Raw genomic sequence first — 23,180 nt, forward strand, 5'->3', positions numbered from 1 at the left:
AAGCGCTTCGTCGCGCGCGAGGTATACCACCACCTCACCAGCGCATTCACCGGCACACCCGCGCCGTCTCCTACGGCTTGACGATCTATAGAAGCTTCAGAGACAAGCTAAGGAGCTGGTCGCGGTGGACCCGGATCTGGTGGAAGCGATCGCCGCGGGCTGTGCCGAACCCGCTCCCGGGGTCGTCGATCGCCACAGCGCAACTGTGGGGCATACTCCCTGAGATGGGAGCCCGATGAAGTGCATCTTGCGCATACAGGGCTGTCCCATCCGTCGGATGGGACAGCTGTGTCAGCAGGCACCGAGGGTGGCGAGCTGACGGCAGCTGGTTTGGGCCTTTCAGCGCGAAATCGCGTACGTGAAGCGATACTTGGTCCCTTGCGCGTCGAGCGCATGGAGCGTCATCTGGCCGCGGGCGTCAGCGTAGGCGGCGGTTCCGCCGGTGATGGCGAGCAGCGGGTCGTGGAGGTCGTCGTAGTAGGGGCCCTGCACGACCATGGAGCCGCCGGGCAGTGTCGCAGTCCAGGTGCACTCATACCTTTGCCACCTGGGTGCGAATGCAGGACCCCTGATCGGTTGCGATCTGGTGGCGGCCGGTGGCGTCGTAGAGCGGATTGCCGAAAGCGAGCAGGTCGCCGAGCCTGTCGCCGGTGCGGCCGGTGTCGGCCACGGTGTCGGTTTCGGCGTGCTCGACGACGGTGATCCGCGTGCTGGCGCGATGCCGCTCGGTCTGGTGGGCTGGTGGCTGGGTCGTTGCAGCGATGGTGGCTCGGGCCAGTACCACGGTTGCACCGGTGGCCAGTTGGGCGGGCTTGCTTGGCAGGGACGGCTTCTTGAGCACGGCAGTTCCCAAAGAGGAACGGAGAGTGCGGTCAACGGGGTGAGGGGGGCCGGGCGGCCGGGGAGGCCAGCCGCCCGGCGGGGGCGTGAGAGGTCAGGGCCTTACTCCGTGGAGAGGAGTAGTTCAGAGGTCGCCTCCGCGCGCGCATCGTCGCGGATCTGTTCGCGTGGCCGGGCGATGGCCAGGTACAGCAGCCCCGCTGCGAGCACGACGCCGACCGACAGCGGGACGAGCCAGCGGTCGAGGAAACCGGTGCCGTTGGCGGGTGTCTTGAGGCAGAGCACGACGATCGCGGCGATGCCGTACAGCAGTCCCAGCAGGTTGACCGCCCAGCCCCAGCGGCCGAGCCGGAAGGCGCCGGACGGACTCCAGCCGCGGAAGCGGCCGATCAGGGAGGCCACGACGACGCTCTGGAAGCCCACGTAGATGCCGACGACGGCGAAGGTGATGATGCGGGCGACGGTCGCCGACGGCATCAGCGTGATGCCTGCCGGGATGAGGGTGGCGACCGCGATGGCGCCGGGGGGCATGTGGAACTTGGGGTGCAGGGTGGACAGCGCGCGGGAGCCTGCGATGACTCCGTCCCGGGCGAAGGAGTACACGAGGCGGGTGCATGCGGCCTGGATGGCGAGGGTGCAGGAGACGAAGCCGAGCACGATCAACGCAAGGGCGAACTTGGAGCCCACGCTGCCGAGCGAGGTGGAGAGTACGGTCCCCACCGGGTCCGTGTCCTTTCCGCTGAGTACGGCCCCGAGGTCGGGAACGGCCAGCAGCAGGCCCAGGGTGAGGATGACGGTGGCCACGCCGCCCACGAGCAGCGTCATGCTCATGGCCCGGGGGATCTTGCGGGAGGGGTTCTTGACCTCCTCGGCGATGTCGCCGCAGGCCTCGAAGCCGAAGAAGATCCACACGCTGAACAGCGCCGCCGTCAGGAAGGCGCCGAGATAGCCGCCGGAGCCGCCCGCGCCCATGGTGTGGCCGACTACGGAGACGCTGTGGTGGTGGTGGAAAAGCAGCAGGTACAAGCCGAGCACCACGGTTCCGGCGACCTCGGCCACCACTCCGGCGGTCGCTGCGAACGCGAGCCGCTTGACCCCGGCGAGGTTGACGGCGCCGGAGAGCACGATGACGGCGACTGCGGTGAGCACGGTGGTGGTGTGATTGACGGGGTAGCCCAGGAGCGGTCCGGCGTAGGTGGCGATGGGGAAGGCGACCGACGCCACGGTGATCAGCAGCGCCCAGGTGTACATCCAGCCCGAGAGCCAGGCGTAGCGCGGGCCGACGAGCCGCTTGGCCCACTGGTAGATGCCGCCGGCCAGGGGGTACTGCGAGGCGGTCTCGGAGAAGGTGAGCATGACCAGGCCCTGGCCGGCCAGGACGAGGGGGATCGACCAGACGAAGGCGGGGCCGCCGGTGGCCAGGCCGTAGGCGAACAGGGAGTAGACGCCGACCAGCGGGGAGAGGTAGGTGAAGCCGACGGAGAAGTTCTGCCACAGTCCGAGGGCGCGGGTGAGCTGCTGCTGGTAGCCCAGGGATGCGAGCTGTGCCGTATCGGCTGCGTCCTGGTCCTGCTCGCTCAGGACGGTCGGGGGTCTGCTGTCGGTCATGGGAGCTCCTGTGTGGGGTTGTGCGGGCTATGTGGGCAGGGAGCGGTCGTCAGAGGGCGGTCATCACGTGCTTGATGCGGGTGTAGTCCTCGAAGCCGTAGGCGGAGAGGTCCTTGCCGTAGCCGGACTTCTTGAAGCCGCCGTGGGGCATCTCGGCGACCAGCGGGATGTGGGTGTTGATCCACACGCAGCCGAAGTCGAGCTTCTTGGACATGCGCATCGCGCGGGCGTGGTCCTTCGTCCACACCGAGGAGGCCAGGGCGTACTCGACGCCGTTGGCGTTGGCGAGGGCCTCGGCCTCGTCGCGAAACTTCTGCACGGTGATGACGGGGCCGAAGACCTCGCTCTGGATGATCTCGTCGTCCTGATTGAGGCCGGAGACGACGGTGGGGGCGTAGAAGTAGCCCTTGTCGCCGACGCGGTGGCCGCCGGCCTCAATCCTGGCGTGGGCGGGCAGGCGCTCGATGAAGGCGGTGACCTGGGCGAGCTGGTTGGCGTTGTTCAGCGGGCCGTAGAGCACGTTCTCGTCGTCCGGCTGCCCGGTCCTGGTGTCCTGGGCCGCCTTGGCCAGGGCGGCGACGAACGCGTCGTGGACGGACTCGTGGGCCAGAACGCGGGTGGCGGCGGTGCAGTCCTGGCCGGCGTTGAAGAATCCGGCCAGCGATATGCCCTCGACGGCGGAGGGGATGTCGGCGTCCTCGAAGACCACGACCGGGGCTTTGCCGCCCAGTTCCAGGTGGACGCGCTTGACGTCCTTGGCGGCGGAGGCCGCGACCTGGATGCCGGCGTGGACCGAGCCGGTGATGGAGGCCATCGCCGGGGTGTCGTGCTCGACCATCAGCCGGCCGGTGTCCCGGTCGCCGCACACGACGTTGAAGACGCCCGGGGGGAGGGTCTCGCCGATGATCTGGGCGAGGAGCACGGTGGACGCCGGGGTGGTGTCCGAGGGCTTGAGGACGACGGTGTTGCCTGCGGCGATGGCCGGAGCGAACTTCCACACGGCCATCATCATCGGGTAGTTCCACGGGGCGACCTGGGCGCAGACGCCGACCGGCTCGCGGCGGATGATCGAGGTCATGCCGTCCATGTACTCGCCCGCGGACTTGCCCTCGAGTATGCGGGCGGCGCCGGCGAAGAAGCGGATCTGGTCCACCATCGGGGGGATCTCCTCCGTGGCGGTCAGCGCGATCGGCTTGCCGGTGTTCTTGGACTCGACGGCCACGAGCTCCTCGGCGCGGCCCTCGATCGCGTCGGCGATTTTCAGCAGGGCGCGCTGGCGCTCTGAGGGGGTGGTGTCCCGCCAGGCATGGAAGGCCGCGGCTGCGGCGGCCATGGCCGCGTCGACGTCGGCGTCGGCGGACAGCGGCGCGGTGGCATAGGCCTCCCCTGTGGTGGGGTCGATGACGTCGGTGGTGCGGCCGTCGGCCGCATCGGTGAACACGCCGTTGATGTAGTTGCGCAGCACGAGCATGGGGACTCCAGGGGCCGGTGGATACGGGGTGCCGGAGGGTGGCGCGGCGGGGATGTGGGAGGGCGGGTGGTGTCACCGGCCTGCGATGAGCGATAACATATGGTTCTATAGGACATACGGCAAGGGGTTCCCGGTTACGGTTACGGCTCAGGAGACTCGGCAAGAGACACGGGAAGGCGGCACGTGAGGCAACGGCTTCTATCCGGTGGCGCCCGTGTGGCCCTGTTCGCCCCGTTGGAGAGTCTGGGGCGCGCGGAGCTTGTCCTGCGCAGGCTGACCGACGTCATCGCGCTCGGTCTGCTCGTCGACGGGGAACAGCTGCCCGCCGAGAGCGAATTGGCTACACAGTTCGGCGTGTCTCCTGTCACCGTGCGAGAGGCCCTGACCATCCTGCGCCAGCAGAAGCTGGTCACCACACGACGGGGCCGCGGGGGCGGCAGTTTCGTATGCGCCGTGCAGGACATGCCGGGAGCAATCCTTCGACGGCGCCTGGAAGCACTGACGCTTGGTCAGATCCGGGACATGGCGGACCACTACGCGGCCATCGCCGGTTCCGCGGCGCGTCTGGCCGCCCAGCGGGCGGCCGAGGAGAACCTCCAGGGACTGCAGGAAGCGATCAAGGAGCTCGCCGAGGCCCCCGACGCCGTGTCCCGGCGCCGGGCCGACGGGCTCTTCCATATCGAGGTCGCGGCCGCGGCCCAGTCCGCACGTCTCACCCGCGAGGAGCTCAAGCTCCAGACAGAGGTGGGCGCCCTGCTGTGGCTGACGACAGACGGTGCGGACGCCGGGCAGCACGTTGTCGAGGAGCACCGCGGGATCGCCGCGGCCATCGCCTCCGCAGACGCCGATCGGGCGCGTGAGCTCGCCGAAGCGCACATCACCAAGGCAATGGACCGGCTCTGGCAGTTGCGGCTGGAACTGGTCCGCCCCGAACCCGGGCAGGGGTGAGCATGACGGCAACCCCCGACAGCGAGACGAAAAGGCAGGTGAGCAACCCGGTGAGCGACGCATCCGAGAAGTCGGTCAGTGCGGTGACCGGGCTGGTCCGCGACATCGTCACCGATGTCTTCGGCCTGCTGGACGGCCTGCGCTCGGCCGTCGAAGCCCTCATCCGCAGCCGTGAGCAGGAGGGCGTTGCCCTGCTGCGGCAGGATCTGGCGGTGCTTCGCCCCGACATCGAGGCCGTGATCCGCTACGGCGGCCGGATGGTCGCCGGAGCCGGATTCGTCCCGGCACCGGGGACGCTCACCGACGAGCGGATGTGGCTGGAATGGTGGGTACGCAGTGAAGAGCCGGAAGCAGTTCGCCGGCTCCTCATCAACCTCGATCCCACGAGCGACCACTACGTCGACTTCACCAGGCTGCCCTGGTACGACACTCCCATGCGCACCGGCAGGCCCCACATCACCGGGCCGTACGTCGACTACGTCTGCACCGACGAGTACTCCCTCACCTTCACCATGCCGGTCGGCCCCACAGCCGGTGCCGGGCAGGGACCGCTCGGCGTGGTAGGAGCGGACATCTACGTCTCCGACCTCGAACCGCGCCTGCTCCCGCATCTCGCCCGCATGGCGGCGCCGGCGCTGCTCGTCAACGCCCAGGGCCGGGTGGTGGTGTCCACGACAGCGCGGCACACCACCGGATCCCTGATCCATCACGCCGACCTCAAGACCCCGAAAACGGCTGGCTCAAGCCCTGCCCCCAACGTCAGCGGCACTCTCCACCGTTGCGGCGACGCACCCCTGTCCCTGGTCGTACTTGGCTCCTGAACGACCGTTTCCAGCTGCCGACTCCAGGTGCACACGCCGGGGCCGACGATCATGTGGGGTCGGAAGTCGGCTGCATCCGACATCGGTTCCGCATTGAGGTCGCCGCCGACGCAGACGGTGTAGCCGCGGCGGGAGACGTTCTCCAGAACGCTGGCCGCCACCGCTGATTCGTGCCGACGGGACTGCCGCCGTCGGAACTGCCGCTCCCCGTGCTCAGATGGATGGCACATACGGCGAGCTTGCGGCTGTCCGAGGTGAGGCAGAGCATCTTGCGCTGCTCGATGTCGCCGGCCTTGCACGGATCGGAGGAGACGAAGGAGCCGAGGTCGACCGACCAACTGGTGGGCCGCGTCGAAGGCCAGGCGATGAACCTGACCGCCCTCTGTCGCCGCTATCGCGGGCCGGTACTACATAGCGCTGCTGTTCGCGGGGACGAGAAGCCCGACGTTCGCGTGCGGCAGCGCCTTGGGTGCCGCGTTCACGCCGGGCAACGCGAACCTGGCCTCGGGCGGGTACCGCTTCTGCCGCACCGGACCCGGCCTGACGGCCCTACTGGCCTCCCCCACCCTGTCCGGGGTCACGCCGAACGCGAACAACGTGCAGGCCGGGGCCAACTGAAACACAAACGACCCCCTGCATGGCTCAATGCCGGGCTGTGCGGCGAGCGTTTCGTCATGCCGGGCTGCGGCGGGAGCGCCTCGATCGCCCGCAGGATCAGAGCGCGCGCTTCAGCGCCGTGCACGACCAGGTCTGTGAGCCGCCCGAACGCGCGCAGATAGATGTACAGTTCACCGGGGGCCGTGACGGCCACCTTCGCCGCGAGCAGTTCCACGTGAATACCTGAGTCGTCGAAGACCGTGAAATGCTCAAGCGGCCACATGGTCCCTTCCCGCGCAGCGGCGACCGAGATGATGCCGAGCGACACCGACGGCAGAGTCATCGCGGCAAGGAGATTGCCGAGCCGGCCGGCCATCACGTCCTCGTCGCCGACCCGGTGGTTGACGACATTCTCTTCGATGAGCGTTGCGAAGCCGTGGCCGCCTTCGTAGATGACCCGGGCGCGACGCATACGGACCTCGACCGCCTCACTCACATCGTCAGGGGTGCCGCGGAAGCCAGCAATCGTATCCATGAGCGCCGTCGCGTAACCGGGCGTTTTGGAGGTAGCCGGGCATGACGTGGGACGCCTACACGCGGAACAGACGGGTGCGCTCGTACAGCTGGCGGACATCTCCGCCAGCCGCTTCATGTCCGTGCGCCGGAGCCGCTTCCAATGGAGGTACATGGAGTCGGCCTGCGGGGTTGGCCGCGATCAGGTCAGCCGCCGCCCATCGGCGCCGCACGACGGGCCGAGGCGAAGACGGCGGCCGAGTTGGCAAACGAGGCGGAAAGGAACGCAAAGGGCGCCAAGTCCCAGGCACAGCAGGCCAATACGGGGTCAGGCAGGGCCCTGGCGGCTGCAGCGAAGGCCGCCGGGTACGCTCAGGCACCGCCTGACCCACGTGGATGCCGGCAAAGCCGCCGCATAGGCGGCCAACCCGGCGCAAAACGCCATCCCGGTGGGCTCCCTGTGCGTCACCACGGACTGGGCCATGAACCGGAAAGCCAACGAGGGGCTCCAAGCCAGCCTCAAGCGTCAGCTTCCGTCGGTCTCTTCGGTCACATCGCGCCCAGCGCAGTTGGTGCAGGTTGACGACGTCGTTGTAGCGTGGCGCGCTCACCTCGCCGCAACTCAAGCAAAAGCACTTCCATGGGAGTTGTGTCCCTGGGAAGGGTTCTAGAGGGCGTGCTCCGCGGCCAATCATGGCCTTCACGGCCTCGGCTTCGGTGATTCTGCGTGGCACACGACTCTCCCTCGACATGGCGGCATGGACCAGTGGGACTGAAGGGAGACCCTATTCCACAACGTCGACAGGGCGGAGTAGCTTCCCCGCCGCCGTGACTTACTGCGGTGGATCGGCAGACTCCGGCTTCTGAAGGCTGCTCAGGGTTGAGGGCCTGGTCCTTCACGTCGCCGGCCCTCGACGCGGTGGAGGGAACTCCCTCTACGACCACGGCCCTTACTTCAAGGAGATTGGACAGCAAGGAGAAGTCCACGAGCTGTTCGACCAGGTACCGCGGTACGGGCATGGCGCGCCTGGGTCTGTCGGGTATCTCCATGCTTTCGGTTGCTACTGTGATGCCACTCCCCCACCGTCTTGCTTCGAGTAAAATCCACCCTCCGATCCGTGGCGACCCGCTGCGTCTGCTCTGTGACGGTCGCTGGCTGTTCGTCAGTGAGAAACGATCATCTGTGTGCCTTGCCGCTCTCTGAGCTGGAGTAGTTGGCGCCGTGTCAAGATCTACGAGGATGACGACGCAACCACGCGCAGACGACAGCTTTCGGCTCTGTGGGAACGACTTTCTGATTCTTGCCTCTGTTGTAGTGAGTGATTGCGCCGCAATCACTCACTACAACGCTGTCGGCACGTGGCGGCCGATAGGCTCGATGCCGCGACCGTTTCATCGCTCATACGGAGATGCTCATGCCTCAGAAGCCCGGCCTCAGCCGCAACCTTGCTGCCGAGAGGGCAGCACGTAAGGCGGCGAGTCAGCAGGCACGTCTCGTGCCGCAGGGTCTGCCGACGGTCCACCCGAGCCAGCTGATGCCCAGTCCGGAAAATGGGCGCAAGGAACTGCTGAAGATCGACGAGCTGGCAGAGACGCTCCGTTCGGACGGAATGAACACTGCCATGACGGTGATCCCGCCGGACGTGTACGTGCAGGTCTACCCGCAGCACAAGGAGTTCGTCGAGGCTCGGGTCGCTGACGGAGTTCTCTTCGTGGTGCACCACGGGCACCGCAGGTTGGCTGCAGCCCAGAAGGCCGGCCTGACTGAAGTGCCGATCCTCGTGCGTCACGAGATGCCCAGTCTCCGCATTGCTGCGATTCAGGAGAATCTGCAGCGGATGGGGCTCAACCCCATTGAAGAAGCCGCAGAGTTCGAAGAGGCCCTCGGCGAGAAGGACGAGTCCGGCAAGCGGCTGTCGCAGCGCGAGCTGGCCAAGCGCGTCGGCTGCTCCCAGACGTATGTCTCGCATCGTGTAGCGCTTCTTCGTCTCATCCCAGCACTGCAGCAGGCAGTCATCGATCACTGGTTGAAGGAGCAGCAACTGCTGGAGGACGGCGGGCAGGAGTCACCGAGTACGGAGACTCGCCTGGTGCTGCCCGTCCGGGAAGCCGCGACGGTCTTTGCGCGGCTGCGCCCGGACTTGCAGGAGGCTTTCCTGCGCGGCGAGCTGACTGACACGCAGGCAGCCTTCATGAGCAAGGTTGCAGCCTCGGAACAGACGATTCCTACGCCCGAAGCCCACACCGATTGCGCCGCAATCACGGACGAGGAATCTGCAGAGACGCCCGTACCGGAGCCCCGGGGAAGTACGTCATCGCCCGCGGCCGCTCCTCGCACCGAGTCTGCTCCCCTGCCGGCGCAGAGCACGCGAGAGAACGGCTCGCTCCCTGCATCCCCTCAGGCCGGGCGCCGAACAGCAGTCCAGCAGCCGGAGACTTCTGTCGCCGCCGTCACCACGGCTGAGGAGCCACGCGGTGTGATCGTCGTGCGAGGTGTTGAGGAGCTCGCTCGCACCATCATGGACTTCCTCAGTCCGGAAGAGGTTGAAGAACTCAAGTCGTACCTCTCCCCCGACATCTGATCCACCATCGCCCCACCTCGTTCGGGTGGGGCCCCTGGTCATCGCGCCGCAGAGCCATATAACGTGCGCCCCGGTAGCACTTGGCGGCCAGAGCGCTGATCATCGATGCCGCTGATGAAAGTTGCTGTGATTGCGGCGCAATCACCCCGCCCTTCAGGGCCGCCCAGGATCCGCCGCCCAGGCACCTGTCCGCCCCGACCATACTCGCCGATCCCCCACTGGGATGCGTGCGATGCCCACTCGAGAAGTGATTGCGCCGCAATCATCTGTGGAGGCCCACCATGACTCCGTCCCGCACTCGGACTACCAACAACGCGACTGGCACTACTGATCGCATCGCTCAGGTCATCGCCCTCACCAATCAGAGCGGTGGCGCCGGCAAGACGACGTCAGCTGTCAACATCGGCGCCTGCGCGGCTGACCTCGGCTATACGACCCTTGTGATCGATGCCGATGCCCAGTGCGACGCTTCGGCGGCCGTCGGTTACGACAACCCGGACGAGATCCCCAGTCAGGCAAACCTCTACGACGTCCTTACGGGCGCAGCCAAGATCGAGGAAGCTGTGGTTCCCGCGCTCGTCGGCCCGGTCGGCGAAGAAGGCGCCAAGGCGGTGCCCAAGATGTTCGTCGTGCTCGGCTCCAGCGCGCTCGAGGAGGCCGAGCAGTTGCTCGCGCCCAAGACCGGCCGCGAGTTCTGGCTGCGCAAGCAGATCGATCGGATCCGCGACTCGTACGACCTGATCTTGATTGACTGCCCGGGGAACCTCGGTCTCATCGTCGTCAACGCCGTCGTGGCCGCCGACCATGTCATCGCGTGCGTCAAGCCGGGCTGGAAGGAACTCCGCGCCCTTACCCGCATGGAAGCGAAGATCGACGATATCAGGGACACCTTCTCTGCCATGGGTGCCAAGGCCGAGCTGGCCAACATCCTCATCGTCGACTGTCCGACGACACGCAACCAGGGCGCCGTGTACGACGACAGCCAGCAGCAGGCCAAGGAAGCATACGAGGAAATGGTCCTGCCGACCGTGCGCAGGAGCCCGCGGATCCCCGAGGCGTACGCCGCCCAGAAGGTGCTGCGCTTCTACGACCCCGCAACGGAGAACCCGTCCAAGCTCACTGCGGAGAAGGCCCTGTCCGCCACGGACGACTACTACCTGGTGGCGCAGGCGCTCGGCTTCACGCGGAGGTAACTGTGATTGCGGCGCAATCACACTCGTTGCGACGCTCCCAAGGGTCCTGTGCCCAAAGCTCGGCAGGCGGGCTCCTTCTTGGGCATGCACGCCGAGGCTGGGGGCTGGTCAGTACAGTCGGGGGAGGGGTGCAACGAACTGTCAGTTTCGGCCTTCGGATCCGATCCGTGCCCGTGTCAAGCACGTCTTCGCCCGCATGAAGAACTACAAGATCCCTTTTGAGGGTGTTACGAAAGGGCTCCTAGTGTCTGAGACCGCAGGTGGCTCCCTCAGCAGTCGGCCGTCATCTACCCGGGGAGAGGGGGCCTTCCAGCGTCCGTGGCAGTGGATACACGCGCTCTGTGGGGAATAGCCGCTGGGCTTTGGTAGCACGCCCGGTTTGTATCAGTGCCGCGGCCTTGCGGACCTGAGGAGTGAGGTCGGTGAGGCTGACGATCCAGTCGTCGGTGAAGGTACGGATCAGGTGGCGGCCGATGCCGACCTGGATGCTGTAGTGGTTCAGTGCCGCTCCGCGCAACGAGCGTTCCGGGTCCCACTGGACATGTACGGCTGCCTGGGCCACAGCTGCCGGGTCTGCGGTCGTGAGCACGGCTTGGGACAGGGCTTCCTCCCAGCCCTGCCGGGTTATCCGCACTGCGAGAACGCGCTCCTGGCCAGGTTTGCGGGCCCAGTTGCTGCGGTGCATCAGCCACAGGAACGAGGGCTTGATCCACGTCATCCTGTGGAACGAAAACGGCGCAACGAAGCGGCCGGCTCGCAGCGCCGCGTCGGCGATGGCAGGCGCGTACGCCTGGTAGACCACGATCGTGTCAGCGTCGTAGTCGGCACGAATTTGGTACTGGGGTGCCATGTACCGCACCCTCCCATCCACCCCATTCGCATCGCGAACCATTTTCCCCGCCGACCCGGCGCAGTTCGAATGTGCCGACCATGGCGACTTGTTGATGGCTGCTACGAGAACGGTCGCCTCGTAGCCGACCGCGAGCTTGTGGTAGCTCGTGGCCACAGCGCGGTGCCTTTGAGGCCGTTGATGCCGCACTCCCCCGCGGGGCCGACATCGTAATCCTCCGGGCCGAACCTTGGAGGTGCGCATTTCCCTCGTCTGTGCTGTCCGTCACCGCTTCCGCTTCCCCGACACCGAACTGGAACGACGCAGCACGAACGCCCGCGCCCAAGAGGCCGGTCCGGGCAGGAAGCGGCCATCGAACCGAACGGCCGGCAGACGAGGTCGACGGTGGGCCGGATACCGCAGGCTGATTCCCAACTGTCGCCGTCACTGTTGGGCTGTTGTCGGCATCCCGGTTTCCGAGAGCCGACAAGCAGGAAAACCGAGGGGCTGCAGGCGGAGTGTCCGCCTGCAGCCCCTCGGTTTTCCTGCTTGTCGGCCAGGCGGCGCATCCCGCTCCCGGTCCTGTGTTCGGCTGGGAGCGGGATTCCGAACGGCCTGGTCAGCCGGCCCGAGTGGCCGCCTGTTCAACGAAGGATTGTGCGAGCTCACGGAGTCTGGCTGGGTCCCGTTCCAGTCCCTTCACGCTCAGGAAACGAAGCAGGTCGAAGAAGAGATCGTCGCTGCTCACCTTGACGTCGAGGAGCATCGCCAAGGCTCCGGGCTGGTCGTACGGCACCTTACGAACTCGTGACTCCTCGCTTTGGGGAGCCTCTGACGTACCCGACGTCGGCGAGTCCGCCCTTGGCTCAGGGATTGTTTCTGAGGCCGTAGGCGGTGCAGTTGGCGACGCCTGGCGCCGGGCCGAGGAAGAGGAAGAGGTAGAGGTAGAGGTAGAGGAAGAGGAAGAGGAAGAGGGCGGGGGAGAGGATGACGGTTCTTCCGCTTCGACGGTTGACCTCTGCGTATCCGCCTCGCCCCGTTGGGCAGCGGCTTCGGTGATTACGGCGTAATCACCGACAGGCCGGGCCTCGGCGCCGTCCGCAGGGGTGTCCGTTCCTTGTTGCACCTCCTGGGGCTCTGGTTCTCGTCGCGTCTTCTTGTCCTTGCGAGCCCGCTCCGCCTTGAGTTCTTCCAGGGCTGCTGCCTGCTGGTCAGCGGGCTTGTTGCCGACGGCGCGCAGCAGGTCGATGGGTTCCTCTCCAACGCGGGCCTGAAGCTCGGGAGTCAGGTTGAGCAGCGCGAGGCGCTGTGACACCCAGCCCTGAGAGCGGTGGAGGCGCTTCGCCAGAGCTGTCTGGCTGCCGTGGATGGCCAGGAGCCGTTGCAGAGCGCGGGCTTCGTCGAGTTCTTCCAGATCCTGTCGGTGGATGTTGGCGACGAGGGCGGACTCGAGGAGTTCCTCGGAGGTGGTGCCCTGGTCGTCGCTGACCATCACCTTGACCGTGGCGATTCCAGCTTCGCGGGCAGCGGCAAGACGGGTACTGCCGTCGACAACGACGTGGGTGGTGTCCGGCTCGAGGTCGGCTTCGCGGCCCGGGTTGGCTTTTACGTAGGCGTCGCGGTTCATGACCGTGATCGCCTGCTTCTGGCCGTGGGTTTTCAGGCTGCCTGCGAGGTCGGTGAGGTCTCCGAGCTTGGAGCGCGGGTTGTCGGGATTGAGGCTGACGCGGTGGACGGGGAGTTCTGAGGGCGGGGCAACACCTTCTGTGGGGACTCCTGTGGCTGCAGCGACGGCATGGCGCCGCGCGCTGACCGGGCGAACTCCGGTGCCGAACCGGCCGGCGCCCAGCTGATCGGCCTTGCTCACAAGACCTCCCTGGCCAGCGCGCGCATGCCGACTGCCTGCTGGGATTTGGGTGCGTAGGACAGCAGGGGCTTCTTCACTCGGACGGCTTCCTTCTGTTCCTTGAGGTCTCCGATGAGTCCGACGACCTTCGGATCCTTTATGTCCACCCATCCCTGGAGAGACGATGTGGCGATGTAACCGCGGCGGGAGTCATAGAGGTTGACGACAATGCCGAGGTAGTCGATGTCGACCTGGAGGTCGTTGCGCAGGTCGTCGATCTGCGTGGTGAGCAGTTCGTAGGCGTCGGCGGAGCTGTCCTCGGCCTGCACGACGACGAGTGCGCCCGACTGGCCGGGCTTTTCGCCCTCACGTCGGCGGCCGTAGTAGGCGGCGGCGTCCATGCTGAGGCCGAGGCTGGGGGGGCAGTCGACGATGATGACGTCGTAATCAGCCTCGAGCGAGGCGAGAGCCCTCTCCAGTGCGGCTTCCCGGGCTCGGACCGCGGACAGACGCACGTCGAGCAGGAATGCGTCGTTACAGGCGGGCAGGAGGTCGAGCCGGCCGTCGAACGTGGCGTCGTCGATGGAGACGATGAGATCGCGGAGGTCGCCCTTGGGGTCCCCCGCCATGTGATTTGTGAGGCTGTCGCCGTTCATCGGCAGCGGTGCAGCGCCGAGCTGGTTGGTGAGGTGGCACTGCGGGTCGAAGTCGACGAGCAGCACCCGCAGTCCGGGCCCGGGCAGGTTCTCAATGTCGAGCGGGTCGTCGTCCGGTTCGGCTCCGTCGGTCTGGTCCTCGCTGGCGCGGAGAGCCTTGGTGAGGGCCTTGGCGATGCGGACAGGGTGAAGGGTGTCGGGGTCTTCGGCCAGCGCCTCGCCCAGTCCGGCGGTGATGGCGGTTTTGCCAACTCCGCCTTTTTGGTTGCAGACGATGACTCGGCGGGTGATCGCGGGGCGTTCGATGCTGGGTGCTGGGTTGGTGTCCAGCCACAGTTGGATCGACTGGGCAAGGCCCTGGATGAGGGAGACACGCCTGTCGGCGGCGATGTGCCGGAACTCCTCCCACTGGCCTGCAGGAAGGAAGGTGGAGAAAGAGTCGGCACCGGAGGTGTCGATGGTCGCAGTGGCGGAGGCCAGGCCGCACCAGTCGCTGATTCCCTGTTCGACGGCGGCCTGGATGTCGACGCCGTACTGCGCGGCTCTGATTTTCAGGTTCTGCCGGAGCCATCCCGGCAGCTTGGAGACGACCTTCTCGCGGTCGTTGGAGGTGGCTGGCGAACTCATGAAGGACACCATACTAACGTTCTTGATCCTTTGTGCCATCGACACGTTAGTTAGGTGCACTTGTTGGGGTCAGGGCACCCTCGAGACCCCCATGACCTATTACGCCGTAATAGCTCGCTCCCCTGGCCCCTGAGTCCTCGGCGCATTACGGCGTAATAGGTCGTGCTCCCCTGTGCATGGCAACGCGCGCCCATGCGGCCATCCCCGTCCGCGCCTGGAAGAGGTGTCGTCAGTGCCACGCGGGTCTGCGTACCGCGGCTGAGCCGCCCGGTGGCTGGCCAGTACTCGCGGGGGAGAGGTGCAGCCCACTGCGGGTCTGGAGTTCAGGGGCTGCTGGTGCCAGGGTGGTAGTCGTAGCCGAACAGTCCTCCTCGCCCGCCGGCGAAGAGGACTCGGCCATCGGGACTCCATGTGCAGCAGCGCAGGGGCGTGTCGGTGCGCATCATGGTCAGTGTCTGTCTGGCATGGGGATCCCAGACCCGTAGGGTTCCGTCGTCACCTGCTGTGGCGAGACGCCGGCCGTTGAACGCCACTGCGGTGACGCGGCCTTCGTGGCCAGTGAGAGCGCCTAGAACGGTGCCCGTGGTCGTATCCCAGATGTGCACGGCTCCGTTGCTGCTGACTGTGGCGAGGGTGGTCCCGTCACCGCTGATGGCTATCGCTCGTACGCCAGGGATGTTGCCGTCGGTGAGAGTCCGTCGGACCGCACCGGCGGCCGGGTCCCAGAGGCCGATGGATCCTTGATCATTGGCGGTGGCGAGGACGGATCCGTCCAAGCTGAAGATCATTGTCTGCACGCCCTGAAGTCCCGCGCCGGTGAGGGTGCGCTGGACGTTGCCCACTGTCGGATCCCACAGGTCGATACCCCGGTCGCTGGCGGTGGCAAGGGCGGTTCCTGCGGGATGGAAGGCGATGGCCCTCACGCCCCGGATACCTTCGTCCGTGAACGGGTGGGCAGGGGAGCCTGTTGCTGGAGACCAGATCCACATATGCCCGTCGTCCCCGACGGTGGCGAGCATGGTCCCATCGGATCTGAAAGCCAACGTCCGTACCCCCCTGATGTAGTTGGTGAGATTGCGCAGTCGTGTTCCGTCCTCCGGGTCCCACAGCCGCACGAACCCGTCGTCGTCTGCGGTGGCGAGCATGCCCGCCGCAAAGGCCATCTGACGCACCCCTGTCCCGCCGCCGGCGTGGATGCTGGCTGCCGGATCCCGAAGCCGCACTGCCCGGTCGGACCCGGCGGTGACAAGCAGTGCGCCATCGGGGCTGAAGGCGACCGCATTCACGTAGCCTTCGTGGCCAGTCAGAGCACGCACGGCTACGCCAGGAGTCGGATCCCACAGGCGCACGACCTGGTCGTAGCCGGCCGAGGCAAGCATTGTGCCGTTGGGGCTGAACGCCACCGTATTCACATAGCCGTGGTGGCCGGTCAGGGAACGAATGGCTTGACCGGTGGCCGGATCCCACAGCCGTACGCGCCGGTCGTCGCCGGCTGTGGCAAGCAGTGTCCCGTCAGGGCTGTAAGCCACCGTCCGGATCCCGTGGACGCGTTCGGAGAGCGCGCACACGATGTTTCTGGTGGCCGTGTTCCACAGGCACACTCGTCCGTCGTCGTCGGCGGTGGCCAGCACGGTGCTGTCCGGGCTGAAGACAACCGCGCGCACCCTGCTCTCCGCATTGAGGGGGCTGTCGGGCCGGGCATCGCCGGTGGCGGGGTCCCAGAGCCATACCTGCCCCTGGTCGGTCAGCGTGGCCAGCACTGCGCCGTCAGCAGTGAAGGCCAGGGCGTTCACCCGGCTTCCGTGGTGGGGGAGGGTGCGGATGGCGGTGCCGGTGGCCGGGCTCCACAGTGTCACCCGCCCCTGGCCTCCAGCGGTGGCAAGCACGGTGCCGTCCGGGCTGAAGCCAACCGCGCGCACGCTGGGCTCGCTGATGAGAGTGCGGAGCGCTGAACCGGTGACCGGGTTCCACAACCGCACCTGTCCGTCATCGCCTCCAGTGGCGAGCAGGGCACCGTCCGGGCTGAAGGCTGCCGTCCGGACTTCGTCGCTGCTGCCGGTGAGGGTGCGGACCAGGGAGGGGTCGGGGAGGTCGGGGGGCGGCCATCGGTTGGCCAGGGTGGGATGAAGGGCAACGTGCGGCTGGTCGTTCCAGTGCGGCAAGTTGCTCAGTCGACTGCGGAGCACGGAGTCGAGAGCGTGCGGTGGATCGGTGGGGGAGAGGAGGTGGGCAGCGCGGGCCAGGTCCATGGCGAGTCCGCGAGCCGTCGGGCTGTTGATCAGGTCTAGGTCACGCCAGGGTGCGGTAGGCCCGCGCTGGCGTAAGCGCGCCTGCACCCATCGCGGGTCGCTGGCCACCGCCTCAGCTTCTGCGGCCCGTCCAGCGTCAAGGAGGTGCTCGATGAGGTGGTCGAGCAGGTAACCGTCGGTCGTCTGCCACCACGCAGCCCGGATCCCCGGGCTATGGGCGTGCGGAAGGGCAGCTGCAATCGCGTCGAGCAGGGCCGTGTTGACGGCAGCCACGGTGTCGGCGAGTTCGGATCGCAGGTAGTCGCGTACGACGTCATGCAAGGCGACGGCGCCGCCGGTGACGGAACCGTCGAGAGTGAGCAGCGACAGGTCAGCCATCTGCATGCTCAATGCCCGCGCCTCCGAGTCGGTGAGATCGCCGGTTGCGCTCCACAGCAGCGCCACCAGAGGCAGTGGAATCACCTCGTCCTCAGCGAAGATCCCGAGTTCCGCGAACCTGCGGCCACCGTCGCTCGGCAGGAGTTCGGTGGCAGCCTGAATGCTGGCCCGCACCGCAGTGTTTCTTCGGACCGGATCATCCAGTTCCAGGGGCATATCGGGGTCCGCGCCGGTCGGCCCGAGGGCGCGCAGCCGATCGAGCAGGGCCTGTGCGGCCGTAACGGCATGTACCCCGGTGGCCACCTGCACCGCAATCAGCTGATTGACCAGCCGCAGCAGCAAGGCCCACCGACCGGTCGCCTTCACCAGGGCCTCAAGGAGCGCTTCCGGCAACGCGGCTTCCAGGTGGTGCGTGAGAACGGCGCGTGCCTGGGCCGGCGACATCCGGTCCACCACGGCCCGGGTTGACTGAGGCGGCAACACAGCAGGCTTGCGGGTTGTCACCAGCCGCACGCAGTGTTCCTCGGCTCCGCGCAGAAACGGCTCCAGTTGCTCCGCCTCCCACACGTCATCGATTACCAGGAGTGTGCGTGGGCGCTGAGCCAGCAAGCGGCCCAGGTGGTCCCCTGCCCGGCCTGGGTCGTCACCGGCTTCGAGAGTGTCGCCGGTGATGAAGCGAGTCGCTTCTGCCACCTTCGCTGCGATCGCCGCCCGGCCGCGTACGTTGCGTCCGACCGTGACGACGTACACGCGGCCGCGGAAGGCTCGGCGGACCTTCGGATGGGCGCACACCATGTGGGCCAGCGTTGTCTTGCCGAAACCGCCAGCCCCATGCAAACCCGTGGTGATCCCGACCGCGGTGGTGCCGCCCCGTCCGGTCCGCCGAGACCTGGGCGGTCTTCCCACTCCTGCTTGTATGCATACGGCCGCGACAATCTGCTCCGCCTCATCACGGTCTACAACCCAGTCAGGGATGGCCGGCGGGGGAGGAGCCGGCGGATCACCGGCCGCCGCACTCGCACGCGGGCCGACTCCCAAGGACACCAGCAGAGAGGCGATGCCCGCACCTCCGCCCAGGACGCTCGCAATCGGATTGGCGGCGTCCCAACCCCCGCGCACCGCCGTCACCAACAGCCAAACCCCCGAGGCCACACACAGCGCGATAGCAGCCTGCCCCAGTCGACGTCGCCAGTTCCCCATAGAGGTGAGCATTTCCCTCGCCCGCGATGTCCGTCACCGCTTCCGTTTCCCTGACACCGAACTGGAACGATGCGTCACGAACGCCCGCGCCCGAGAGGGACGCTCCGGTAGAAGGCAGCCTTCGATCCGACCTGCTGGCAGCCGGGGCCAGCCGCGGCTTCGACTGCCGCAGGCTGAAGCCCCACAGCGCCATCGCCGCCGTAAAGTTCTCATGACCCGGAACCCACCCCGTCCCCCGTCGGCTGGGGCTATTACGGCGTAATAGCCCCAGCCGGGTAATGAGCAAGGCACCCCAGTCTGCCGGGCAATGGAGGACGGGTGACTCCTGGCCACGGGCTGAGGGTGTGGGCTGTGCCGCGGAGCCCAGCCTCAGCGCAACGGAAGCACTGCACCACAGGCGCCGCACAGCAATACCGACGGCGCCTTGCGAGGCCGAGGCTCAGCCTGGACGGCCCAACAAGGGCTGCTCACCCGGGGCCTGCTACCTGGGTTCCGACTCCTCGTCTGCCTCAGTGGGGGGCAAGTTTGGTTGCCGCAGCATAGGCCCGCCGGGCGTCAGCGGTTGTCGCCACCTGGCGGGCGGTGCGGCGCTCTACTCGCCCGAGCTCGCGGACGGCCGCTTGGAGATACCTGCTGAGACTGAGCTTCTGCGTTGGGGTCTCGCAGTGGCGGAGGACCTCTGCGATTTCGTCCAGCCAGTATGTGACTTCCTCGTCCTCGACCAGCCCGGCCCGGTGCTCGAGGAGACGCCGTGCCACCGGTACAAGCAGTTCGTGGCGTCGTGATGCTTCTTCCTCAGCCCGGCGCTCGGCAGCAGCACGTGCTGCGATCTGCCGTTCCGCTTCGAGGACCGCTTCCGGCGTACGGCGCACCGGCCGTTCGTCGCGGGAAGCGTTCCGGAGAACGGCCGCCCGAAGCCTCGCTGCCTTGTTGTACGCAGCACTTGGCGCGCCTACCGCCAGCGGCCCCACGAGTTCCAACCAGGCGGCATTGGCGGCCCGGGCGTCCTCGATGGCCTTCGCTTGGTGCAGGTCGGCCTGTTCACGGATGTACTCCCACAGCAGCACGCGTTGGACTGCCGCGGTGCGCCGCGCCTCCTCGCTCTTCAAAGCTCCGGCATGCGCTTCGAAGTAGAGCAGCGCCGTGAACAGTTCGTTGTCGTCCGGAAGCCGGTCGACGTTCGTGTCCTCGGCGTTCTCATGCAGCTGCCGCAGCTCGCCGACCACCGCGGCGGCATCGAGGTTGCCGATCCGAATTGGCTTCTTGACCAGCGGTTTCATGGGAGTGCTCGGCTTGCGAGTGCGACGTGCCATGGACCCCATTCTGCCTGATTCACATTCTGTGAATCGCGCGTTGAAGATTCGGGAGACTGAACGTACCGGTGGTCTCCCTGCATCTCACACGGCTCTCTTGATCACCGCATCTGCGCAGGTCAGGCCGCGTGACTGGCGCGCTTGTGGTCCGCCGGACTGGTGCAGAGGCACGCAGGATACAACCGCGCCGGGCCAGCCCTGTGCCAAGCCGAGTCAGGCACTGACCCGCGGACCAGGCTTCCCGGATCCGGGAGTGCGTCCCCTCAGTGACTCCGCGGCCGACCAAGGCTGAGAAGGCGGCCGGGCATGTGGAGTGAGCGAGGCGGCACGGCACCAGTACCGGGGGAGCGGCGACGCCAGGGGAGCGGCGACGCCAGGGGAGCGGCGACGCCGGGGGAGTGGCTGCCTGCCAGCCCCGCGCCGACATCACCAACAACGGATCTGCAGCTCGGGGAAGAGAGGAACTCCACTCCCATCGGCTTCCCGTCCCAGCCGGACAGGCCAAGCGGTCGGCCGCCGATGTCGCGGCATCAGATGCGGGCCACCTTTGCTGCACATCGGAAGACCTTCACCACCACCGCTTTGTCTGTCGGCCGTCCGCGTCGAGTCCGAACGGCCAACGACTGCGCACGGCTTGCGACGGCACATCTCCATGGTCTGCTGCCTGGCGGTACAGGCGCTCGGCGCTTGCGTTGTCTCCGTCCTCCTCCTGCATTCGGGCCAGGCACCGCAGGGGCCACGGGTCTCCCTGGTCGACAAGTCGGCGGTACAGGCGCCCGGCGCCGTCCCGGTCCCCCTTCCCCTCTCGTTGCAGGCCCAGGAGATGCACGTCCCAGCTGTCTCCCTGGGCGGCGGCCTGGCAGTACAGATGGTCGGCCCCGTCCTGGTCCCCGGCCGCCTCCCGCAGCCGGCCCAGGGCGAACAGGGCACCAGCGTCTCCACCGTCGGCGGCCTGGCGATACAGGCGCTCGGCACCATCCCGGTCTCCGGCCTCCTCCCTCAGACGGGCCAGGCTGAGCACAGGTACGGAGTCTCCACGGTCGGCTGCTGTGTGGGCAATCCGCTCGGCACCATCTGGGTCCCCGGCCGCTTGCCGGAGCTGGAACAGGTACCGCAGAGCCTCGGCATGTCCCCGGTCAGTTGCCTGGTGGGCGTAGCGCTCCGCACCCTCATGGTCCCCGGTGATCTCCCGCAGCCGAGCCAGCCCCAGCAAAGCGTTGACGTCCCCCTGACCAGCGAGCTGACGGTACACCCGCTCCGCGCCGCCCCGGTCGCCCTCGAACTCCCTTCGTTGGACGAGGTACCAGATGGGGGTGCTGTCTCCGTTGCCGGCGGCTTGATGAGCGAAGCGCTCGGCACCATCGGGGTCCCCGTCGATCTCCCGTTGCTGGACAACGAACCACACGGCATCACGGTCTCCGCGACTGGCGGCTTGGAGAGCGAGTTGTTCAGCACCGTCCCCGTCCCCGGCCCTCTGCCGTCGCAGGGCCAGGAAAGCCAGAGCGTGAGTGTCCCCGAGATCGGCGGCCCGGCGATACAGCCGCTCGGCCGACTCGGGGTCTTTGTCCCTCTGCCGCCTCCAGGCAAGCTCTCGCATCGCTTGTGTGGCTCCGCGTTCGGCAGCTTGCTGATACAGCAGCTCGGCACCCTTGTGGTCCCCGGCCTCCTGACGCAGGCGTGCCAGGTCCTGTAAAGCGTCGGCGTCTGCATGGTCCGCAGCGAGGCGGTACAGCCGCTCGGCCGTCTTCGGGTCGCTCCTTTCATGACTGCGGGCGAGCTCTCGTAGGACGTGAGTGCCTCCGTAGTGTGCGGCCTGTAGGGCGTAGCGTTCGGCACCGTTCAGATCTGCGGCCAATTCGACGAGTTCATGCAGAGCGCGAGTGTCTCCACGGCCGGCGGCTTGGTGAGCGTAGTGTTCGGCACTTTCGATGTCCCCGGCCTTCTGCCGCAGGCGGGCCAGGCAGCACAGAGCCCACGTGTCTCCATGGTCGGCGGCCCTTGTGTAGAGCCGCTCGGCACCCTCCCAGTCTTCGGCCGTCTCCCGTAGGTCGGCCACCTCCCACACGGCTCGGAGGCTGCCGTGTCCGGCTGCTTGGAGGGCGTAGCGTTCGGCACCGTCCCGGTCCCCGACTTCCTGCCGCAGCAGTGCGACGTCGTACAACGCATCGGTGTGACCGAGATCTGCGGCCGTTCGATAGAAGCGGTCAGCGATGTGTAGCCGCTGTCGGGCTTTGGCCGCGTTGGCCAATGGCATCAGATCGGAAGGGTTCTGGAGGTGATCGGTTGCGGCGTCCCAGAAGCCGGCTTGTGGGCACTCGCCGCGCCGGGTGCGGGCGGTGTGTGCCTGCAGGTAGTCGGCCAGCCGGTACACAGGCTCGCCAGTCTCGGGCTGCCCTGGTGCAGGCACCTCCCGTGTCAGGGGACCGGGGATCCCCCGGCAGGGCTGGTCGGTGTAGGCCTCGGCTCGTTCGAACCAGGACTGTCGCCACTGGAGGGTCTGGATCCGCCAGTGGTCGGGATTGAGGTAGGAAACGGCGGCCGCACGCAGGAACGCCTCGGGAAGAGCTTCGCTGTGTCCCAGGCGGCGGGCGTCGGCCGCGGCGTCGAGCGGGGCTCGGGCCTCGGGTGGTGCCTGTTCGTACCGGCGCACCAACTCGCGGGCACCGGCTAGATACTGGGTGATGCGGGTTCCACCATTGGTCAGGGCCTCGGCCAGCCGGGGATCGTGTTCGGCCAGGTCGCGCACGGCTTGCAGATCGTGGGTGGTGAAGTCCTCGGCAGCCGTGAGGATGCAGCCGCTGAGCAGGGCGCGGGCCTGCTGGTGAGGGTCCGGCTGGGAGGCTTCGGTCGGCTGGCGGGTGAGGTTGGTGTGGTGCTCGTGCCACAGGGTGCCCACGACCAGGGCTGGTCCGCGGCGGGGCTCAGCGAGCAGCGAAATCAGCGCGGCGGCCGCCTGCCCGTCCGGGTCCGGCTGACCGTGGGGAAGGAGGTAGCGCTGTAGTTCGTTCAGCCACAGCACCGAGCGGGCCAGGGATCGTTGGCAGCGTAAGCCGTCCAGGAGGGCGGTGCGGTCAGCCGGCCGCCAGACCCGCCACCCTGCTGGCAATTGCTTGACCGCCTCCCACAGCGCTCGGGTCTTGCCGGTCGAGGAGTTCCCCACGAGCACCACCAGACAGCTCGTCCCCTGCACCGCCCCTCTCACCTCATCCCGAAGTCGCCCGTCGTGTGCGCGAAGCACGTATCGCGGAAGCTGTTCGTGCCGATTTGCATCGGGTGGCCGCGGACCAACCTCGATAGCGGGATGCACCTCCAGGTGCCGGACAGGATCGACCTGGTCGATCGGCAGCCCCAGCCGGCCGGGCGACTTCTCCTGCGGCACGGCCGGCGGCGCGCTCTCCCCGCCGCGCTCTTGTTCCCACCACTGCTCCCACTGTGCCCGGGTGGCGGTCCAGCGCCCTTTGCCCTGCGGTGTCCTGGGGTCTGGGGCTCCAGCCCACTCCCACAGCACC

15 protein-coding genes are annotated in these 23,180 nt (G+C 67.3%); 4 read left to right on the forward strand and 11 right to left on the reverse strand.

All coding sequences use genetic code 11. The features are described 5' to 3' along the window. Positions 1-339: 339 nt before the first annotated feature. The 4 genes from AAW14_RS35760 to AAW14_RS35775 all read right to left on the reverse strand — a co-directional run bounded on the left by AAW14_RS35760 (position 340) and on the right by AAW14_RS35775 (position 3,919). Positions 340-498, reverse strand: a complete 159-nt coding sequence (locus tag AAW14_RS35760; protein ID WP_265568617.1) for a hypothetical protein — start codon at positions 496-498, stop codon at positions 340-342. Positions 499-532: 34 nt separating this feature from the next. Then, a complete protein-coding gene (locus tag AAW14_RS35765) occupies positions 533-841 on the reverse strand; it encodes a hypothetical protein (protein WP_265568618.1) in 309 nt (102 codons plus the stop codon). Between the two features lie 101 nt (positions 842-942). Further along, positions 943-2,448 (reverse strand): APC family permease, encoded by a 1,506-nt coding sequence (locus AAW14_RS35770; RefSeq protein WP_265568619.1) that lies wholly within the window; start codon positions 2,446-2,448, stop codon positions 943-945. A gap of 49 nt (positions 2,449-2,497) precedes the next feature. Beyond that, the gene (locus AAW14_RS35775) at positions 2,498-3,919 is read right to left on the reverse strand and encodes a gamma-aminobutyraldehyde dehydrogenase (protein WP_265568620.1); all 1,422 of its coding nucleotides are present in this window, start codon (positions 3,917-3,919) and stop codon (positions 2,498-2,500) included. 222 nt (positions 3,920-4,141) lie between these two features. Here AAW14_RS35775 and AAW14_RS35780 point away from each other — a divergent pair, with 222 nt between their 5' ends. Together AAW14_RS35780 and AAW14_RS35785 are read left to right on the forward strand one after the other, a co-directional pair. Next, positions 4,142-4,867 (forward strand): FadR/GntR family transcriptional regulator, encoded by a 726-nt coding sequence (locus AAW14_RS35780; RefSeq protein ID WP_416223428.1) that lies wholly within the window; start codon positions 4,142-4,144, stop codon positions 4,865-4,867. 2 nt (positions 4,868-4,869) lie between these two features. Next, positions 4,870-5,688 (forward strand): cache domain-containing protein, encoded by an 819-nt coding sequence (locus AAW14_RS35785; RefSeq protein WP_265568622.1) that lies wholly within the window; start codon positions 4,870-4,872, stop codon positions 5,686-5,688. Positions 5,689-6,265: 577 nt separating this feature from the next. Here AAW14_RS35785 and AAW14_RS35790 read toward each other — a convergent pair. After that, positions 6,266-6,820 carry a Scr1 family TA system antitoxin-like transcriptional regulator gene (locus tag AAW14_RS35790; RefSeq protein ID WP_265568623.1) on the reverse strand — a complete coding sequence of 185 codons (555 nt, stop codon included), beginning with the start codon at positions 6,818-6,820 and terminating at the stop codon, positions 6,266-6,268. 1,393 nt (positions 6,821-8,213) lie between these two features. On the opposite strand from AAW14_RS35790, the gene AAW14_RS35795 reads away from it, so the two are divergent. Together AAW14_RS35795 and AAW14_RS35800 are read left to right on the forward strand one after the other, a co-directional pair. Then, positions 8,214-9,380, forward strand: coding sequence for a ParB/RepB/Spo0J family partition protein (locus AAW14_RS35795; protein WP_265568624.1), 1,167 nt, complete (start codon positions 8,214-8,216; stop codon positions 9,378-9,380). Between the two features lie 281 nt (positions 9,381-9,661). After that, complete coding sequence (locus tag AAW14_RS35800) at positions 9,662-10,573, forward strand: ParA family protein (RefSeq protein ID WP_265568625.1); 912 nt, start codon at positions 9,662-9,664, stop codon at positions 10,571-10,573. Positions 10,574-10,856: 283 nt separating this feature from the next. Here the strand turns inward: AAW14_RS35800 and AAW14_RS35805 are convergent, their stop codons facing one another. From AAW14_RS35805 to AAW14_RS35830, 6 genes are all read right to left on the reverse strand, one after another. Then, positions 10,857-11,423 (reverse strand): DUF4291 domain-containing protein, encoded by a 567-nt coding sequence (locus tag AAW14_RS35805; protein WP_265568641.1) that lies wholly within the window; start codon positions 11,421-11,423, stop codon positions 10,857-10,859. A 598-nt stretch (positions 11,424-12,021) separates the two neighbouring features. Next, positions 12,022-13,269 (reverse strand): ParB/RepB/Spo0J family partition protein, encoded by a 1,248-nt coding sequence (locus AAW14_RS35810; RefSeq protein ID WP_265568626.1) that lies wholly within the window; start codon positions 13,267-13,269, stop codon positions 12,022-12,024. Continuing rightward, the gene (locus AAW14_RS35815; protein WP_265568627.1) at positions 13,266-14,531 is read right to left on the reverse strand and encodes a ParA family protein; all 1,266 of its coding nucleotides are present in this window, start codon (positions 14,529-14,531) and stop codon (positions 13,266-13,268) included. The genes AAW14_RS35810 and AAW14_RS35815 overlap by 4 nt, the downstream gene beginning before the upstream one ends. A 323-nt stretch (positions 14,532-14,854) precedes the next feature. Beyond that, entirely contained in the window at positions 14,855-18,370 is a 3,516-nt protein-coding gene (locus AAW14_RS35820) for an NB-ARC domain-containing protein (protein ID WP_322741158.1), read from the reverse strand. A gap of 497 nt (positions 18,371-18,867) precedes the next feature. Continuing rightward, the gene (locus tag AAW14_RS35825) at positions 18,868-19,671 is read right to left on the reverse strand and encodes a hypothetical protein (protein ID WP_265568629.1); all 804 of its coding nucleotides are present in this window, start codon (positions 19,669-19,671) and stop codon (positions 18,868-18,870) included. Positions 19,672-20,239: 568 nt separating this feature from the next. Continuing rightward, positions 20,240-22,861, reverse strand: coding sequence for a transcriptional regulator (locus AAW14_RS35830; RefSeq protein ID WP_265568630.1), 2,622 nt, complete (start codon positions 22,859-22,861; stop codon positions 20,240-20,242). Positions 22,862-23,180 lie beyond the last annotated feature (319 nt).

Source organism: Streptomyces hygroscopicus (assembly GCF_026168105.1).
GTDB lineage: Bacteria > Actinomycetota > Actinomycetes > Streptomycetales > Streptomycetaceae > Streptomyces > Streptomyces hygroscopicus_D.